Source organism: Kitasatospora sp. NPDC036755 (assembly GCF_040636595.1).
In the GTDB taxonomy this organism is placed as follows: Bacteria; Actinomycetota; Actinomycetes; order Streptomycetales; family Streptomycetaceae; genus Kitasatospora.
The window spans coordinates 1-16,294 of the sequence record NZ_JBEZUT010000197.1 but is presented as its reverse complement, the minus strand read 5'-3'; the positions used below and the strand labels follow the sequence as shown (position 1 = coordinate 16,294).

At 73.6% G+C, this 16,294-nt stretch carries 18 protein-coding genes and 2 pseudogenes; 10 read left to right on the top strand and 10 right to left on the bottom strand.

All coding sequences use genetic code 11. The annotated features are described in order from the left end of the window. The first annotated feature begins 131 nt into the window (after positions 1–131). The 5 genes and pseudogenes from AB0E96_RS26155 to AB0E96_RS26135 all read left to right on the top strand — a co-directional run. Positions 132–629, top strand: coding sequence for a phosphoribosyltransferase (locus tag AB0E96_RS26155; protein WP_359827810.1), 498 nt, complete (start codon positions 132–134; stop codon positions 627–629). Positions 630–800: 171 nt separating this feature from the next. Further along, positions 801–2,090: an esterase gene (locus AB0E96_RS26150; RefSeq protein ID WP_359827809.1), complete on the top strand. Its 1,290-nt coding sequence runs from the start codon at positions 801–803 to the stop codon at positions 2,088–2,090. 78 nt (positions 2,091–2,168) lie between these two features. After that, positions 2,169–2,927, top strand: a complete 759-nt coding sequence (locus AB0E96_RS26145; RefSeq protein WP_359827807.1) for an alpha/beta hydrolase — start codon at positions 2,169–2,171, stop codon at positions 2,925–2,927. Further along, positions 2,914–3,378: a winged helix DNA-binding protein gene (locus AB0E96_RS26140; protein WP_359827806.1), complete on the top strand. Its 465-nt coding sequence runs from the start codon at positions 2,914–2,916 to the stop codon at positions 3,376–3,378. The genes AB0E96_RS26145 and AB0E96_RS26140 overlap by 14 nt, the downstream gene beginning before the upstream one ends. An 81-nt stretch (positions 3,379–3,459) precedes the next feature. Next, a pseudogene (locus AB0E96_RS26135) lies at positions 3,460–3,579 on the top strand (hypothetical protein); the annotation flags it as partial. A 27-nt stretch (positions 3,580–3,606) separates the two neighbouring features. Here AB0E96_RS26135 and AB0E96_RS26130 read toward each other — a convergent pair. From AB0E96_RS26130 to AB0E96_RS26110, 5 genes and pseudogenes are all read right to left on the bottom strand, one after another. Continuing rightward, positions 3,607–4,208 (bottom strand): annotated as a pseudogene (locus AB0E96_RS26130) (alpha/beta hydrolase). A 99-nt stretch (positions 4,209–4,307) separates the two neighbouring features. Then, the gene (locus tag AB0E96_RS26125; protein ID WP_359827804.1) at positions 4,308–5,063 is read right to left on the bottom strand and encodes a serine protease; all 756 of its coding nucleotides are present in this window, start codon (positions 5,061–5,063) and stop codon (positions 4,308–4,310) included. 282 nt (positions 5,064–5,345) lie between these two features. Further along, complete coding sequence (locus tag AB0E96_RS26120) at positions 5,346–6,026, bottom strand: HAD-IA family hydrolase (RefSeq protein WP_359827802.1); 681 nt, start codon at positions 6,024–6,026, stop codon at positions 5,346–5,348. 10 nt (positions 6,027–6,036) lie between these two features. Next, positions 6,037–7,092, bottom strand: a complete 1,056-nt coding sequence (locus AB0E96_RS26115) for a YdcF family protein (protein WP_359827800.1) — start codon at positions 7,090–7,092, stop codon at positions 6,037–6,039. Positions 7,093–7,126: 34 nt separating this feature from the next. Further along, complete coding sequence (locus tag AB0E96_RS26110) at positions 7,127–7,951, bottom strand: NAD(P)-dependent oxidoreductase (RefSeq protein WP_359827799.1); 825 nt, start codon at positions 7,949–7,951, stop codon at positions 7,127–7,129. 307 nt (positions 7,952–8,258) lie between these two features. On the opposite strand from AB0E96_RS26110, the gene AB0E96_RS26105 reads away from it, so the two are divergent. Further along, on the top strand, positions 8,259–9,422 hold the full coding sequence (locus AB0E96_RS26105) for an MFS transporter (RefSeq protein ID WP_359827798.1): 1,164 nt from the start codon (positions 8,259–8,261) through the stop codon (positions 9,420–9,422). A gap of 157 nt (positions 9,423–9,579) precedes the next feature. Here the strand turns inward: AB0E96_RS26105 and AB0E96_RS26100 are convergent, their stop codons facing one another. Then, positions 9,580–10,023: a response regulator transcription factor gene (locus tag AB0E96_RS26100; RefSeq protein ID WP_359827796.1), complete on the bottom strand. Its 444-nt coding sequence runs from the start codon at positions 10,021–10,023 to the stop codon at positions 9,580–9,582. A 386-nt stretch (positions 10,024–10,409) separates the two neighbouring features. Here AB0E96_RS26100 and AB0E96_RS26095 point away from each other — a divergent pair, with 386 nt between their 5' ends. The 3 genes from AB0E96_RS26095 to AB0E96_RS26085 are packed head-to-tail and all read left to right on the top strand — an operon-like array spanning position 10,410 to position 12,607. Further along, positions 10,410–11,156, top strand: a complete 747-nt coding sequence (locus AB0E96_RS26095; protein WP_359827794.1) for an ATP-binding cassette domain-containing protein — start codon at positions 10,410–10,412, stop codon at positions 11,154–11,156. Then, entirely contained in the window at positions 11,149–11,877 is a 729-nt protein-coding gene (locus tag AB0E96_RS26090; RefSeq protein WP_359827792.1) for a hypothetical protein, read from the top strand. Before AB0E96_RS26095 ends, AB0E96_RS26090 begins: the two co-directional genes overlap by 8 nt. Positions 11,878–11,887: 10 nt before the next feature. Continuing rightward, positions 11,888–12,607 (top strand): hypothetical protein, encoded by a 720-nt coding sequence (locus tag AB0E96_RS26085; RefSeq protein ID WP_359827791.1) that lies wholly within the window; start codon positions 11,888–11,890, stop codon positions 12,605–12,607. A gap of 732 nt (positions 12,608–13,339) precedes the next feature. Here the strand turns inward: AB0E96_RS26085 and AB0E96_RS26080 are convergent. Continuing rightward, on the bottom strand, positions 13,340–13,912 hold the full coding sequence (locus AB0E96_RS26080) for a helix-turn-helix domain-containing protein (RefSeq protein WP_359827790.1): 573 nt from the start codon (positions 13,910–13,912) through the stop codon (positions 13,340–13,342). Between the two features lie 97 nt (positions 13,913–14,009). Between AB0E96_RS26080 and AB0E96_RS26075 the strand changes: the two genes are divergently transcribed. Beyond that, a complete protein-coding gene (locus tag AB0E96_RS26075) occupies positions 14,010–14,297 on the top strand; it encodes an antibiotic biosynthesis monooxygenase (protein ID WP_359827788.1) in 288 nt (95 codons plus the stop codon). A 45-nt stretch (positions 14,298–14,342) separates the two neighbouring features. Here the strand turns inward: AB0E96_RS26075 and AB0E96_RS26070 are convergent, their stop codons facing one another. The 3 genes from AB0E96_RS26070 to AB0E96_RS26060 all read right to left on the bottom strand — a co-directional run bounded on the left by AB0E96_RS26070 (position 14,343) and on the right by AB0E96_RS26060 (position 16,092). Continuing rightward, entirely contained in the window at positions 14,343–14,960 is a 618-nt protein-coding gene (locus AB0E96_RS26070) for a TOPRIM nucleotidyl transferase/hydrolase domain-containing protein (RefSeq protein WP_359827786.1), read from the bottom strand. Between the two features lie 153 nt (positions 14,961–15,113). Next, on the bottom strand, positions 15,114–15,617 hold the full coding sequence (locus tag AB0E96_RS26065; protein WP_359827784.1) for a hypothetical protein: 504 nt from the start codon (positions 15,615–15,617) through the stop codon (positions 15,114–15,116). Positions 15,618–15,924: 307 nt separating this feature from the next. After that, a complete protein-coding gene (locus tag AB0E96_RS26060) occupies positions 15,925–16,092 on the bottom strand; it encodes a hypothetical protein (protein ID WP_359827782.1) in 168 nt (55 codons plus the stop codon). Positions 16,093–16,294 lie beyond the last annotated feature (202 nt).

Below are 16,294 nucleotides of genomic sequence, written 5' to 3'. Positions count from 1 at the left end.
GCCGCGAACGGCGCCGGCCACGGGACCGGCCCCGGCACGGTGCGCGCGGCCGGGGTGGGAAACGCCACACTCCGGGGTCCTGAGCGTGCCGGTGCTCGCCGCCCGGCCGGCGGCCGTGGACACTGATCGCCGTGACTGACGTGCGTGAAACCCTGGACTACCAGACCTTCGGACGAGCGGTGCGCGAACTCGCGCAGACGATCGCCGACGACGGATACGAACCCGACCTCGTCCTGAGCATCGCCCGCGGCGGCGTGTTCGTGGCGGGCGGCCTGGCGTACGCGCTGGACTGCAAGAACATCCACCTGGTGAACGTCGAGTTCTACACGGGTGTGGGCACCACCCTCGACATGCCGATCATGCTGGCGCCCGTTCCCGCCGCGATCGACTTCACCGACAAGAAGGTCCTGATCACCGACGACGTCGCCGACACGGGCAAGACCCTGAGGCTCGTGCACGACTTCTGCCTCGACCACGTCGCCGAGGTCCGCTCCGCCGTCATCTACGAGAAGTCGCACTCCCTGGTGAAGTGCGAGTACGTGTGGAAGCGCACCGACGACTGGATCGACTTCCCGTGGTCGGCGGAAGGACCGGTCGTCAGGCGTGACGGCCAGGTGCTCGACGCCTGACCGGACAACGACGCTCCCCCCGGCCCGTACCTCCCGTACCCGTGGCGCCGGAGACCGTCATACCCGGGTATCACGGGGGACTTGATACCCGGGTGTGACGGTCTCCGCCCCTCCTCGTCCGTACCTTCGCCCCTGTTCGGAGCGAGACGGAACCCACGAGGAGGAACGGCGATGAACAGGCGGGGACGGGCCGTGGCGGCGGTGCTGCTGGCGGCGACGGCGACGGCGACGGCGACAGTGACGGGCGGGGTCGGCGCACCGGGCGCGGTGGCGGCGCCGGAGCGGGGCACCGGGCAGCAGGCCAGGGCCTGGCTGCCGCGGCCCACCGGGCCGTACCCGGTCGGCACGACGTCCCTGCAGCTGACGGACGACCGCCGGGACGATCCCTGGAAGCCGGGGCAGCCCCGCAGATTGATGATCAGCCTCTGGTACCCGACCACCCGGCCCGCCACCGGCGACGACCGCGCGCCGTACATGCTCCCCGCCGCCGCCGAGCACTTCGGCAGTGCCGGGAGCGCCGCCCAGAGCGCCCACGGGTTCGAGCCCGGCCGCACCGACTGGGCGGGCATCCGCACCCACGCCCGGGCCGGCGCGCCCGGGCTGCCCGGCGGCAAGCGGCCCGTCGTGCTGTACTCGGCGGGCTTCGGCGACCCGCGCACCTGGGGTACCGGCCTGGTGGAGGACCTCGCCTCGCGCGGCTACACCGTCGTCACCGTCGACCACACCTACGACGCCTCCGAGGTCGCCTTCCCCGACGGGGACCTCGCCACCTCCGTCCTGCCCGCGCTGATGACCCGGCCCGGCGCCGACATGGGAGCCCTGCTGCGCAAGACGCTGCAGGCCAGGGTCGACGACACCCGCTTCGTCCTGGACCGGCTCGCCGGGCTGCGCGACGACGAGCGGCTGCCGGTCGGCCTCGCCGCCTCGCTCGACCTCGACCGGATCGGCATGGTCGGCCACTCCGGGGGAGGCTCCACGGCCCTCCAGACCATGCACGACGACCCGCGCGTCAAGGCCGGCGTCAACATGGACGGCCAGCTGCACTTCCCCGGCCCGGACGGGAGGACCGGCGTCTTCCCGACCAGCGCCGCCGAGGACGGTCTGACCCGGCCCTTCCTGCTGATGGGCACCGGGGCCGACGACTCCGGCAGCTACCACCGGCAGCCCGGCTGGGACGCCCTGTGGCGGCACAGCACCGGCTGGCACGCCGACGTGACCCTCACCGGCTCCCGCCACGGCTCCTACACCGACGCCCAGTCCCTGCTGCCCCAGCTCGCCCGCCAGGGCGCGATCGGCGCGGAGACGCTGACCGACGACCTCGGCGACGTCCGCCCGGACCGTGCGGTGGCGGCCACCCGCTCGTACGTCGCGTCGTTCCTCGACCGCTGGCTGCGCGGCCACGACGACCACCTCCTGGACGGCCCCTCGCCGACCTTCCCCGAGGTCGTCCACGAGCGGTGACGCGGGACCGGACCGGAGCGCTCCCCTGTGACGCGGATTACTTGTGTCACGACACATGTGTTGTGTAACGTGTCCGATATGAACGCTTTGGAGAAGAATCCGACCCTGGTCTTCGTGCCGTGCTTCTCCGGCGCTCCGTGGAGCGCCGAGCAGCTCGCCCCCTACGGCGACGCGCCCCGGCGGACGCTGCGCCTGCCCGAAGGCGTCGACGACATGGAGCGCTACGCCGACCACGTCGAGGAGGTGGTCGCGGACCTGGACGACTGGGTGCTGGTCGGCGACTCCTTCGGCGCCAACATCGCGCTGGCGCTCGCCACCCGCCGCCCGCAAGGCCTGCGCGCCCTCGTCCTGTCCGGCGGCTTCGCGGCCAACCCGGTCACCTCGAAGCCGTGGAAGGCCCTGATGCGGGTGATCGGCAAGGCCCGCGGCCCGCTCTACCGGCAGCTGACGCTGCGGGCCCACGCCCACCGACTCGCCTCCCCGTTCGACGGCGAGGGGCAGGTGCCCTGGAGCGAGGAGCGCAGCCGCGAACTGTTCCTCGCCAACACCCCGGCCGCGTCCTTCGGCGCGCGCGTGCGGGCCGTCCTCACCGCCGACTACGTCGACGCGCTCGGCCGGGTCCGGGTCCCGACCCTGATCCTGTCGCCCTCGCACGACGTGCTGATCGGCGAGGATGCCGCCAAGATCATGCTCGACGGCATCCCCGACGCCCGGGAGGTCGTCCTGCCGCGCACCGGCCACATGTTCCGCTTCTCCCACCCGGCCACCTACGCCGGCGCGGTCGAGGACTTCCTCGCCGCCGTCCTCCCCGGATTCCGGGCGGGTGCCGGTGCGTAAGGCCGAACACCTGCGGTTCGCGATCCTGGCGGCCCAGCGCGAGGGCAACCGGCTCCTGATCCAGGCCCTCAAGCCCCACGGCATCACCCCGTCCCAGGCCGAGGTGCTGCGCCTGCTCCAGCAGCACGGCACCTTGAGCCTGAGCGGGCTCGGCCAGCTCCTGGTGTGCGAGAGCGGCACCAACCCCAGCCGGCTGGTCGACCGCGTCGTCGCCGCAGGGCTGGTCGAGCGCCGCACCGACGCCGAGGACCGCCGCTACGTCCATCTCAGCCTCACCCCCGAGGGCGTACGCCTGGCCTCCGAGGTGGCCGGCATCGAGGAGTTCCTCTACGCCGCGATGGACGCCGCCTGCGAGGGCCTGGACGTCGACTCGATGCTCGCGTTCCTCCACAACTTCATCGACCCCCTGCCCTCGGGCGAGGCCCTCAACAAACGCCTCGACCTCGACTGAGAGCACGACCTCGACCAACGCCACCACCGCACGGGAGCCGGCGGCCGCGCGCCGGACCAAGGACCGACCACGCGATTCGAGAACACCCTGACCATCCACGCGCCCGTCGGCGAGGTCTTCGCCTACCTCGCGCGGCCCGAGAACCTCCCGCGCTGGAACTACGCGCTCGACCGCACCGAGCAGACCTCCCCGGGGCCGATCGGCGTCGGAACGACCTGCGGAACCGGGTCAGGCCCAGAACTCCCGCAGGGCGGCGTTGACGGCGGCGGGCTCCTGGGTGTGCGGGTAGTACCCGGGCACCCGCAGGAGGCGGCCGCCGAGGGAGTCCGCGAGGGACTCGGCCACGGCCATGAGGGGGAGTCCCACGTGCTCCCGGTACGCGGCCGGCGCGCGTTCCCAGGTCCCGCAGATCACCAGGACCGGCAGGGCCGCGTCCAGGATCGGCTCCAGCGGGATCTCCGCCTCCCAGACCGGCCGCTCTCCCATGGAGGTGGCGACGGCGCGGAGACGGCGCCGTTCCCGTGCCCCACGAGATGGGCTCCGCCGAGCCCCGCGGCGGCGGTCGCGTCACCGAGGATCTCCACGACGTCACCGGCGTCGACGTCGAAGTCGCTGCGCGCGGTGTCCGGGCTGTCGCCGTAGCCCCGCCGGTCCGTCAGGAGGAGCCGTCGGCCGTCCGCGAGGGGCCGCTGCCCGGCGAACCCGTACGCCGGGTCGCTGCCCCAGGTGACGATGGTGTGGACGAAGACGGCCGGGGCGGCGGGGGCCGTCGGGGCCCCGCCCGCTCCGGCCCGATCGCGGTCGTCCCACACGGTCACGTGCACATCCATGGTCCGCTCTCCCGGGAGTCGAGGAACACCGACTCCCGGGAGACTGGCTCCGTCCCGCCCCGCACCTGTGGGCGGGACGGAGCCCGGTACGGCGTCCGGTCAGGACAGCAGCTGCGCGGGGATGTCGGTGGCCCGGGTGTACACCGAGATCGGGAGCTGGGTGTCGCAGTACTTGTTCCCGGTGGAGACCACCCCGATGACCACGCCGTCGGCCACCAGCGGCCCTCCCGAGTCGCCCTTGCAGATGCTGTCCGTCGTGCCGGTCCGCGGCAGGGCGCAGACCTTGAGCAGCGGCGAGTCGCCGGGCGAGGTGTACGGGTCACACGAGGCCGGCGGAGCCAGCGTCAGCTGCGCCTTCTTGAGGTGGGTGCCGGGCCCGTCCGAGCCGGTGCGACCGAAGCCCAGCGCCGTGGCCGTGCGGCCGTACCGGTAGAGCGCCGTGTCCCCCTTCCGGGCCACCCGCACCGGTGCCTGTGGCAGCGGACGGTCCAGGGTGATGACGGCGGAGTCGTGGTCGAGGGCGGCGGTGTAGCGCGGATCCACCCGGTAGCCCTTCACCCGGCGGACCTGGCCGCCGGAGCCGGTCAGGTCGGTCCGTCCGGCGATCACCCGCAGCGAGCCCGGGTCGTCCGACTCGGCCACGCAGTGGCCGGCGGTGAGCACCTTGGTCGGCGCGATCAGCGCGCCGGTGCACCACTGCTCGCCCGTGGCGGTCTCCAGGGCCACGACGAACGGGTGGGCCTTGGTCGTGGTGTCCGATCCGCCGTGGACGGCGGCGGCGGGGGCGGCCCCGGCGGCCAGCAGGCCGACGGCTCCCAGCAGGACGGCGATCGGGCGTCGGTTCGTGGTGCGCACGGCAGGGATCCTTCTGGGTCGAGTGGTCCGCGGCGGGGTGTCCGCCGCCGCGGCGGCGCCCGGTGACCGGGCAGCCGGCGGCCCGGCCCGGTGCCGGTCGCCGCCGGACCGAAGACTGTCCCGGAATCCGTCCCGCGCGCCAGGGCTGCCCGGCGATCCGGGACGCTGGAACGGTGAAACCCGCTCTGACCTGCGCGTTCCATGCCCCCTGGAACGCCGCGACGGGACGGGCGGGCGAGCGGTGCCGCGCTTGGCCGGTCCCGTACGGGGGCTTCCGGGCGGTCAGCGCGGTCGGCGGTCCGGGGCCGGCCCCGCACCGAGCGCGTGCAGCAGCACCCCCTGCTCGGACACCTCGGCCCGGACCTCGGTCAGGTCCGTCACCGACGCCGCGAGCACCCCGGGAGGCAGGTCGGACAGGCCGTCGCCCAGGCCGACGCAGCGCATCCCGGCCGCCAGGGCCGCTTCGACCCCGGCGCGGGCGTCCTCGAAGACCACGCACGCCGCGGCCGGAGCACCCAGCGCCGCCGCGCCCTTGAGGTAGCCCTCCGGGTCCGGCTTGCCCCGCTCGAAGTCCTCGGCGGCGAGCAGGACGTCCGGCTCCGGCAGCCCGGCCGCGGCCAGCCGCCCCCGGGCGACCGCCCGCGTCCCCGAGGTGACGATGCCCCAGCGGCCGGGCGGCAGCGAGGCCAGCAGGGCCGGGGCGCCGGGGACGGCCCGGATCCCCTCGAAGTCGTGCTCCTCCAGCCCGGCGATGACGCGCGCCTCGTGCGCGGCGTCCAGGTGCGGGGCGACCAGGGCGATCAGGTCGATGTCCCGCCGCCCGTACGACCTGGCCACCGCCTCGTCGTCGTCCAGGCCGTGTCCCACGGCCCAGGCCCGCAGGATCCGCTCGATGAGCGGCAGTGAGTCGACCAACACGCCGTCGAGGTCGAACAGCACGCGCTCGCAGGCGATCGTGCTCATGCGGTGTCACTCATCCTTCCGTACCGGTGGTGTCGAGGCGCCAGACCTCTGCGGGACCGCCGGCCTCCGCCCGCCGCAGCGGCAGCGGGAGCCGGTCGCGCCCGAAGAGGAGCGTCGAGGCGATCGTCCTGCCGAGCGCGCCCGCGTCGTGCCGCCCGAGCCGCGCCGACTCCTCGGGCGGGAGGTCCGGGTGGGACACCTCGACGACCCGGCAGGGGAGTGCTGCGAGGCTCGCGATGTACCGGATCCGGGGCGCGTGGTAGTCGGAGGTCACCAGTAGGACCTCGTCCAGGCCGTGGTGCCGCGCCAGTTCGCGGGTGAACAGGACGTCGTCGTAACTGTGGCGGGTCTCCAGGCAGGCGAGGACGGGGGGCCGCCCGCCGGGCCGTGCGGCCAGCCAGGCGGCGCAGTGCCGCCAGTGCGGCTGGTCCGTGGTGTTGAACTGCGCGCCGAAGCCCCCGGTCAGGACCAGGTGCGTCCCGGGGGCGTTCAGCAGTTCCACGGCGCGGCGGGTGCGGGTCCGGGCGATGCCGGTCAGTACGCCGTCGGCGTCGTTGGGCGCCGCGAGGACGACCACGGCCCGCCGCCCGTTCCCTCTCGGCGGGGCCTGCGGGGCTGGCGGGGCCTGCGGGGCTTGCTGCCCGGCGACGGCGGCGACGGGTGCGGGCGCGGGCGACGCGGGTGGGGCTGCGGGTGGGGGCCCGGCGGGGTGCTGGTCCAGTGCCGCCAGGTACTCCCGGAAGAGCGGCCCGTCCGCGCGGGTCCGCAGGTCCGTCAGCTCGGACCAGTCGACCGAGAGCCCCACCCCGCCCGACATGGTCAGGGAGGTGCCGGTGACGGTGCCCCCGCGGAAGCGCGTCAGCAGGTCGGCCGGCAGCCGGATCCGGAGCCGGGTGGCGGGGGAGTCGCCCCACCAGTGGCCCAGCAGGTCGTCGGCGCCGAAGACCAGTCCGAAGTCCGTGCGGTAGGCCGTACGGTCGGGGGGTCCGCCGCCGGTCACGGTCACCTGGACCGCGAGACGGGCCCGCCGGTCGTCCGGCGCGCAGAACGGCAGGGTCCTCTCCATGGCTTCGAACAGTGGGTCCACGGTGCCCCCAGGCTCAGGAGTCGGCGAACTGACGGTAGTGCAGGACCGTCTGCTCCAGGTCCGAGGCCCTGAACTCCGGGTGCCAGCCCAGCGCGTCCCAGCCCTCGCCCTTCGCGACCAGGTCGGCGCTCCGGGTCTCGCCCTTGCGCATCGGAAGGTACTCGATGCCGGCCTTGGACCCCGTCACCTCCAGGACCATCCGGGCGACCTCGTTCACCGTGAAGGAGACGCCGGTGCCGCCGTCGAAGACCTCGCGGTCGCCGAAGCCGAGCGCCTCGACGAGCATCCGCCCGAGGTCCGCCGAGTACACCAGGTCGACGGTCTGCTCGCCGTCGCCCCAGACCGGGATCGGCCGGCCGCTCCACGCCCGCACGGCGAAGGTGGGCACGATCTTCTGCACCCCGTAGTGCTTCTGTCCCTCACCGAAGGCGTTGAAGGCGCGCACGTGGCTGACCGGGACGTCGAAGTTGGCGTGCCAGGCGTAGGAGAGGTTCTGCGCGCACTGCTTGGTGGTCTGGTAGACGTTCTGCCACACCTGCGGCATGGTGATGCCGACGAACCTCGCACCGTTCGCGCGGCACGCCTCCAGCACGCGGTAGGTGCCCTTGATGTTGACGTCGATGGCGTCCTCGACCGAGGAGAAGAGCTCCTCGGTGCCGAGGATCCCCGCGAGGTGGATCACCCCGTCGACGCCCTCGAGCGTCGGCCCGAGTTTGTCCTCCAGCAGGTCGACACCGGAACTGCGGTCGACGGAAACGGCCTCGTGGCCCTGTTCCCGCAGATACCGCATGGCATAACGGCCGATGAATCCGTCGCCGCCGGTCACCGCATAGCGCATGTCATTCCTCCGTCTCGGCATGGAAAGGGATGAGTGCATCGCAGTACGTAGTAGCAGTATCTTTATGGCAGACGGCGGTCGGCCCGGAAAGGGGACACGAGTCCGTCGATCTGTCACCCAAAAGGGATGTTTCGACTGGAAGACAGACGGATGAGGTGGGCGAAATATCCGATTTGATGCCCGCTGGCACCGTACGGCCCGTGATGCACATCACGGAACGTGCCCGTTTGACGTTGCGCCTCCCCAGCCGCCACCAGGCTCGTTGGGAATCCCCCGCACCACCCGCCCCAGACCGGCAGGAGCAACAGTGCGCGCAGGCATCAAAAAGGCCGAAGGCTATTTTCCGGCCCTTTTCCTCCTGTTCCTCGTGGGAATTTCCCAATCCAGCACGGGACCGCTGCTCCCGTTGTTCGAAAGGCGCTACTCGTCCGGTGCGGCGAACGTTCCCTACCTGATCACCGCCTACTTCGCCGGCTGTCTGGCGGCCATGGCGATCGCCTCGGCCGTCCGGTCCGCCGGCCGCCGGATGCTCCCGGTCGCCACCGTCGTCTACGCCGCGGGCTGCGCCGGGATCTTCCTCTCCGGGAACCTCGCCGTCGGCCTCGTCGCCTGCGTGCTCGCCGGATTCGGGGCGGGGAACGTCGTGCTCACGGTGAACGACGTCTTCGCCCGCCAGGACGACGGCGTGGGGATGGTGAACCTCCTCAACGGGGTGTTCGCCCTGGGCACCGTGGCCGGCCCCCTGCTGGCCGGAGCCTCCCTCACCTGGGGCCGGCCCTACGGGTTCCTCCTGGTGGCCGCCGGAGCGGTCCTCTGCCTCCGGGTGACCAGGGTCGCGGCCTGGAGGACCCGAGGCGAGGGCCCCGACGGGAACGCGCCGAAGGGGCTCGGCAGGAACACGCTGGCGGGCTTCCTGCTGCTCTACCTGGGATACGGAGGGCTGGAGACCGGGATCGGCGCCTGGGCCGCCAAGGACATCCAGAGCCAGGGCCACACCGCGGCCGTGGCGGCGGGCATCGTCGCGGTCTTCTGGGGTGCCACCGCGGTGTCGAAGTTCGGCACGGTGGCCCTGGCCCGCAGGGTCACGACGGCGAGCCTGGTCATCACGGGTCTCGCCGGGACCAGCATCGCCCTCGCCGTCGCGTCACTGCCGCACGGCGCGGTCGCCGGATACCTGCTCGCCGGACTGGCGCTCGGGCCGGTCTTCCCCACCGGTCTCGCCTGGCTCGCCCAACGCGGCGGGGACCGCCGGTCGGTGGGACTCGTCATCTCCTCCTCGATGACCGGCAGCATCCTCTTCCCGGCGGCGATCGGCTGGTTCGTCGCCTACGACGTCCGAACCATCCCCTGGGGGCTGGCCTTCGTCGGGGCCTTCGCGGTCCTCGCGGCCGTCGCCGTGCACCGCACGGCCACCGGGGCGCACCGCGCACCGGTCGGCACCGGCCTCGGGGACCGCCGGACGGCCGGGTAGCGGCACGGGTGCCGAGCCCGTCGGTGCGGGCTTCCGGGACCGCCCCGCCAGGCCGCGCCTGGAACGCGACGGGTCCGCCGCCGACGGTTCTCGGCGGCGGGCCCGGGCGGCCGACATGAGCCCTCGTCACCCGATCGGCAGTGAACTCCGGGGCGTCCTAGGCGGACAGACAGGCCGCCCCGCGGTCCGCGCCGTGCTCCGCGGCGGACGCCGTCCGGTTGGCCAGAACCGCGGCCAGCACCGCGGCCTGGACCCGGTTGTTCGTGCCGAGTTTGGCCAGGATCGCGCTCACGTGGTCCTTGACGGTGGCCCGGCTGAGGTGGAGGAGACGGGCGATCTCGCTGTTCGAGAGCCCCAGGGACAGCTGGGAGAGCACCTCGTGCTCCCGGTCGGTCAGGGAGCCGACCCGCGCCGTCTCGGCGAAGTGGCGGTCCGCGTTCAGGTATCCGGTCAGCACCAGCTCGGCGACCTGGGCCGAGAGGGGGCTCCCGCCCCTCGCCAACAGCTCGACGGCGGGGCCGAGTTCGTCCGCGGCGCTCTGCCGGAGGAGGACCCCCGAGGCTCCGGCCCGCAGCGCCGCCGAGATCTGACCGTCGTTCACGGAGCCGGCCAGGACGGCGATCGCCGGCGGCGCGGGGAGGGCGCGGAGCGTGGCGATCAGGTTCGGTTCCCCGTCGCCGATCGCGTGGGTGTCGACCAGGACGATGTCCGGTCGGTGCCGGAGGCACGCCTCCTCCGCGTCCGGCCCCCCGCAGGCCGCCGAGACCTGGATTCCGCCGCTCGATTCGAGAATGTGCTGGATCCCTCAGCGGAGTCATCGCCCAACTCTTCATGGCCACCCGGCTCTTGAGCCGGGCGGACGGTGGCGAATTTGCGGAACTCGTCATTCCACTGCATCGTCATGTGGATCGCCTGATCGGCCGCTGACCGGCGGAAACGCCGAGAACGCGGGTGGGCGAGATCGATCACGGAAGGGGAGGGATTGCGATGACCGCGGTAGTGCGGTTCGACGGTTTCACCAAGCGGTACGACGGCCGGGCGGCCGTGGAGGGACTCGACTTCGAGGTGGGCGCCGGCCGGGTGGTCGGGCTGCTCGGGCCCAACGGCGCGGGGAAGAGCACCGCACTGCGCGGTCTGGTCGGCCTGCTGAGGCCGACCTCGGGCACGGCCACCCTGTTCGGCCGTCCCTTCGAGGACCTCCGTTCCCCCGCGCGGCGGGTCGGGGTGCACATGGACGGGATCGGCTTCGAGACCGGCATCACCGGTCGGCGCCACCTGGAGATCTGCGCCCTGTCGGCCGGAGTGCCGCGCGGCCGGGTCGACGCCGTGCTGGAGGAGGTCGGCCTCGCGGACGCGGGCGGCAAGCGGGTGGGCAAGTACTCCACCGGAATGCGGCAGCGCCTCGGTCTGGCGAGCGCGCTGATCGGCGAGCCCGAACTCCTGGTCCTGGACGAGCCGGCCAACGGGCTCGACCCGGAGGGCATCCGCTGGCTGCGCCGGTTCGTCCGCCGGTTCGCCGGGGCGGGCGGCACCGTGCTGCTGTCCAACCACCAACTCGCCGAGATGGCCCAGACGGTGGACGAGGTGGTGATCATCCGTCGGCGGACGCTGTTCGCCGGCACGCTGGACATGCTGACCGAGGGCGGGGCCCACGACCTGGAGGAGCGGTTCTTCGAACTGCTCGACGCCGAGCACCAGGCGGACGCCTCCGGAACGGCGGTGTCCCGTGCGTGACGCCCTGAAGGCCGAACTGCTGAAGACCCGGAGCGGGTACGCGATGCTCGGCGTCTTCGGCTACGCCGTCCTGTGCCCCGTCCTGCTGCTGTGGAGCGGCCCCTCGCTCAGCGCGCTCGGGGACCGGACCGACGAGGCGGCCACCCACCTGGTCTTCGGTCTGGTCGCCGCCTCCACGATCGCGGGCATGTTCCTCGGCAGCTACGTGGTGACCCGCGAGTACTACTACAAGTCGATCCTGCGCTCCCTACTGCTGCAGGGCCGACGCAACGTCTTCGCCGCCAAGGTGCTGGCCTCGGCCGCCGGCGGTGCGCTCTGCGGCCTGCTCGGCGTGGCCTGCTGGACGGCGGTGACCTGGTTCGCCCTCCGGTCGGAAGGGCGGCACCTCACCCTCGACCCGACCACCTGGGGAATCGGCCTCGGAACCGTGCTCGGCGGTGCCCTCGCCGGGATCTGGGGCGCGGCGGTCGGCTGGATCGTCCGCAGCTACTACCTCGCCATGACGCTGGTCCTCGTCCTGCCCATGGTGGTCGAGCTGCCGCTGCTGCTCAACGCGCCCGCAGTGGAGCGCTTCCTGCCCGGCGGGGCACTGGCCGGCCTCGCCCGGGTGCCGGTGGACGGGCTCTTCCCCGCTCCGGTGAGCGCTGCGGTGATGGTCGCGTGGACCGCTGCCGCCCTGGTCACCGCCCGTCGGCTGGTCCGCCGGCGGGAGGCCGAGTAGGGGCCCCGGGATGCGTGATCGACTGACCGTGGAACTGCTCAGGCTGCGGCACGACGTGGCGCTGGCGGGCAGCCTGGCCTTCCTGCTGGTCCCGACGCTCGGCGCGGTGGCCGCCCTGCCGCACGACGGCCCGGCCGGCACCCACTCGACCGACGTGCAGGCCGGCGGCCAACTGCTGTCGCAGACCGTCCTGTTCATCGCCGCCGCCGCGGTGTACGGCTCGCTGCGCTACACGAACGACTACCGGACCGGCGCCATAGCCCGGGCCGCCCTGCTCGGCCCGAGGAGCCGGCTGCTCCAGGACCGGGCGCTCTCCGCCGCGGCGGGCGGCGCGCTGATCGGCCTGGTCGGGACGGCCCTGGTGGCGACGGTCCTCCGGCTGGGCACCGGCCATTCCGGCCTCACCGCGCACACCGTCCTGGGCACCCCGGTCGCCTGCGCGACCGCCGGGGCGTGGGGACTCTTCGTCGGCACGATGGTGCGTCACCACCTGCTGACGCTGTTCGTCGTCCCGACCACGCTGTTCGCCGCACTGCCCGTGCTGGACGCCTGGCCGGCCGTGGGACGGTTCCTGCCGCTCGGCGCCCAGCTCGCCATGATCAGCACGCCCGACCGGGCCCCCTGGACCGGACTGCTCGCGGCACCGTACGGAGCGCTGGTCGCCGTCGCCTGGCCGGCCGCGATGGGGGCGCTCGCCCGGGTGCTGCTCACCCGACGCGACCTGATGTGACCGCCGGGCGCGGGCCCGCACCGCGGGCCGCGCCCCCAGGGCGTTCTCGTCCGTTCCTCGCCACCGTCGCCGTCCTCGTCCGGTGAGCCGGGTCAGCCGGGTCAGCCGGGTCAGCCGGGTCGGTCGGGTCGGTCGGGTCGGTCGGGTCGGTCGGAAGAAGCTGTCACGGATGGCGTCCTCCAGGCCGTCGGGGACCACGCCCGGTTCGTCGCGGTACGCGGTGAGGTCGACGAACAGGTCCGAGGTGAGCAGCGGTCCGAGTGCGCGCGGTTCCAGTCCCGGCTCCCGTCCCCGCAGGCGGTACACCTGCCCGGTGGCCCGCAGGGCGCGTGCAGCAGGCCGTCGGCCATCGGCCGGATCCGTACCGGGCCCGGCAGGCCCGCGGCCAGGGCCATCCGTGTCAGGATGCCGTCGGCCGCGCGCCAGTCGGGGCCGTTCCCGGTCGATGGCGGTGAGGTGCGAGCCGAGGACCACCAGGCTCCGGCACCGTGCGGTCGTCACGGCCCGCGGCGAGGACGGCGGCGTCGTGGCCGGTCAGGAGTTCGGCCCAGGCATCGGGGCCGAGTGGCTGGGCGTCACCGCGGAGCGTGTCGGCGCCGGGCTGGTCGGAACCGCCCGTCCGGCTCGGGAGGGAGACCCGGCGGCCCTGCCGGAGCAGCTCGGTCACGACCTGTCGGCCGATGAAGCCGGTGCCGCCGACGACCGGGACCGGTTGTGGTGTCACGGGTGCCGTCAGTCCTTGTGGGCGGGGGCGGCCGGGCGGTCGAGGATGAGGTCGCCGGCCCGGGCGAGGACCTCGGCGCGGGTGCGGCCGGGGTGGTCGGCGGCGAGGAAGTGGTTGCCGATGGCCACGCAGAAGGCCAGCAGGCTGCGGGCCTCGATCTCGTCGGGGTCGGTGCAGACGGTGCCGATGGCCGCGCGCAGCAGTTCCATGCGCCGGTTGTCCACGCGGCGCAGGCGCTCGGCGACGGCCGGGTCGCGGCGGGCCCAGTCGCGGACGGCGAGGTCGATGGGGCGCAGGCGGTCGGAGAAGGTGAGGTGTCCGGCGAGGCGGGCCCGGTCCAGGGTGTCCGTCACCTGGTGCTCGATCCGGTCGAGGACGTCGTCGGTGGCCTCCCACTCCCAGGTGTCCAGCATCTCCGTCAGCAGGGCGTCGCGGTCGGCGAAGTAGCCGTAGAACCCTCCCTTGGTCACGCCGAGGGACTTGGCCAGGGCCTCGACGCGGACGGCGTCCACGCCGCCCGCGGCCAGTGCCCGCAGGCCTTCCTCGACCCACTTCTCGCGTGGTGTGCGCAACGCGCCCATGGTGTGACCCGCCTCACGGTCCCGATTATTGTACGAAGCCGTACAACAGTCCTAGCCTCTGGTTATACGCAATCGTACAACGCAAGGGGGAGCCATCATGTCGTTCGGTTTCGTCGCCTACCACTACCCGAGGCCCGAGAGCGTCGAGGAGTTCGTCGGCCGCTGCCACCGGGTCCGCGAGGTGCTGGCCGCGCAGCCGGGATTCCTGCGCGCCGAGGTCTGGGTCACCCCCGGGGGTGACGCCGTCGTCACCACCGGCGAGTTCGGGGCCCAGGAGGCGTTCCAGGGGGCCTTCGCCGCGGTGGCCCGGGAGGCGGGCGAGGCGGTCGTGTTCGACGAGCGCGAGGTCAGGCCCCGCGAGGTGCACACCCTGCTGTCGCGGTGAGGGAGCGAGCCCGCCCCGGGCGGGCCGGGGCGTGAACCCGGCCCGTCACAGGTGCCGGAGCAGGTCCCGCAGCGGCGCCGGGACCTGCTCCGGGTCGAGGGCCTCGGTCAGCAGGCGGCCGTAGCGGATCTTGCGGCCCGACTTCGTGCCGAGGAAGCGCCGCATCCGCTGCTGCGGCGGACGGTCCCGCTGGGCGGGCTGGCGCACGAAGGTCTGCCAGGCCGGGAGGTCCCCCTCGGTCCGGAGGACCTCCTCGATCCGCGGCACGCCCAGCGTCCGGATCAGCTCGTCCTCCAGGTCCGCCGTGCACACGAAGATCCCGTCAGCCGTCCCACCGGCCCGTTCGAGCCCCCGCTCGTAGAAGCCCTGTTCGTTCTCGTCGCACAGCCCGGCCAGGCGCAGCCCCAGCCCCGCCGGCCCGAGCAGGCCGGCGAACCGCCCGACGTTCATCGCCCCGCCCATCGGCAGGACGCACACCCCCTCGGCGGCCAGGTCCCGGCCGTGGCGCGCGGCCAGCGCCTCGACGGCCTCGAGGTCGCTCGGCCCCTCCAGCAGCACGGCCGTCCGCACGCCCAGCAGCTCGGCCGACTCGGCCGCCGTGGCGCCGGATCCCCCCGCCGCCCAGCCGATGGCCGCCTCCCGGAACGTCCGCATGTCCGCCATGCGGCGATTCTGCCCCCGCCGGGGCCGGTCCGGCCACGGACTTTCCGCCGCGGGCAGGTCAGGGGCCTCGTCCGACGGGTCACCGGACGGTGGGCGCGGTCCCCGAGGGAAGAGCCGGGGCCGGGAGCCGGGCGCCCGCGCCGCGGGCCGGGCTCACCGATCGCGCAGCAGGGCGTGCAGCGGAAGGGCCGCCGCCTGTGCCACGGGCCGACTCAGGTGCAGGGCCGTGTGGAAGCAGCCGTCGGTCTCCTCGCCGCGCGGGTCGTCGCCGGCCGCCGACACCGCGGCGAGGGCGTACCGCTGTTCGTCGGGGTCGGTGAAGCGCCGCTGCCGGTAGGTGCGGGAGGTGTCCTTCTCCGTGGTCATGCCCAGTGCGGCCAGCCCGTCGGCGGTGTCCCGGTAGGAGCCGGTTCGCAGGACGAACGCGGCTACCCACGGCAGCTCCCGTCGGCCCTCCAGCAGCGGACGGAAGGTGCGGGCGGACAGGAAGCTCGACCCGCCCGTCACGGTGATCAGTCGGGTGCCGCGGGTGGCCCGGTGCAACTCCGGGCTGGGCGGGGCGGTTTCGAGGTTCTCGACGAACCCCTCGTCGAGCAGGCCGACGGCTCGGCCGTAGGCGACGGCCGGCGCGGCGATGTCGAGGCCGACGGCGGGCACGGCGTCCGTACGACGGCGCGCCGCGTAGTACGCGCGGTCCGACTCGATCAGTTCGGCGGCGGTCAGCTGGGCGACCTGCGGCGAGGTGTAGCGCTTGTACAGCTCGTCCAGCGTGACATGGTGGTTGAGCAGGGCCGCGTTGACGCCGTACGAGCAGCAGATGTCCAGGACGGTGGCCGGTGGCTCGCTGCCCGGGCGTTCGGGGGCTCCGGGAGCTTCCGCCGCTTCGGGAGGGCCGACCAGCGGCAGGAGGCCGCGGAAGACCCGCTGGGCGTGATGGGGCGCGCCCCGGTGGCAGTTGTGCGAGTCAGCGCTTCTCGGGGGCCTGCGCGGCCCGAGACCAGGGGGCGGCCCACAGGGGGAGCACCTCGACGGCGCCGGTGCGGCCGCGGGCGGGGAGCTCGCCGGTGCGCCCGGTCGCGGTGGCCGGTCCGACGGTCGTCGGGAAGGAGGTCATGCTCGTCACGGAGGTCATGTACGGCAACGTACCGGTGGGCACTGACACTGACGCCCTGTCGGGCGGCGCGGTGCGGAGGAGCGCACGGAGACGTTGGACGGCCCGCGAGCCGACCGGGGCTCTGCCGGGTCGCGGTCGGTCGAAGGGGAGCTGGGTCTCTTCCGGGAGGTCGGCGAGTTGCTGGGTCCAGTAGGCGAGTTGGCGGTTGCCGAGGCTGTCG

What these genes read in the sequence shown, in the direction of transcription:
- AB0E96_RS26150 (WP_359827809.1), top strand. Translation starts at nt 801, where the DNA reads ATGAACAGGCGGGGACGGGCCGTGGCGGCGGTGCTGCTGGCGGCGACG.
- AB0E96_RS26145 (WP_359827807.1), top strand. Translation starts at nt 2,169, where the DNA reads ATGAACGCTTTGGAGAAGAATCCGACCCTGGTCTTCGTGCCGTGCTTC.
- AB0E96_RS26120 (WP_359827802.1), bottom strand. Translation starts at nt 6,026, where the DNA reads ATGAGCACGATCGCCTGCGAGCGCGTGCTGTTCGACCTCGACGGCGTG.
- AB0E96_RS26115 (WP_359827800.1), bottom strand. Translation starts at nt 7,092, where the DNA reads ATGGAGAGGACCCTGCCGTTCTGCGCGCCGGACGACCGGCGGGCCCGT.
- AB0E96_RS26110 (WP_359827799.1), bottom strand. Translation starts at nt 7,951, where the DNA reads ATGCGCTATGCGGTGACCGGCGGCGACGGATTCATCGGCCGTTATGCC.
- AB0E96_RS26095 (WP_359827794.1), top strand. Translation starts at nt 10,410, where the DNA reads ATGACCGCGGTAGTGCGGTTCGACGGTTTCACCAAGCGGTACGACGGC.
- AB0E96_RS26085 (WP_359827791.1), top strand. Translation starts at nt 11,888, where the DNA reads ATGCGTGATCGACTGACCGTGGAACTGCTCAGGCTGCGGCACGACGTG.
- AB0E96_RS26080 (WP_359827790.1), bottom strand. Translation starts at nt 13,912, where the DNA reads ATGGGCGCGTTGCGCACACCACGCGAGAAGTGGGTCGAGGAAGGCCTG.
- AB0E96_RS26075 (WP_359827788.1), top strand. Translation starts at nt 14,010, where the DNA reads ATGTCGTTCGGTTTCGTCGCCTACCACTACCCGAGGCCCGAGAGCGTC.
- AB0E96_RS26070 (WP_359827786.1), bottom strand. Translation starts at nt 14,960, where the DNA reads ATGGCGGACATGCGGACGTTCCGGGAGGCGGCCATCGGCTGGGCGGCG.
- AB0E96_RS26060 (WP_359827782.1), bottom strand. Translation starts at nt 16,092, where the DNA reads ATGACCTCCGTGACGAGCATGACCTCCTTCCCGACGACCGTCGGACCG.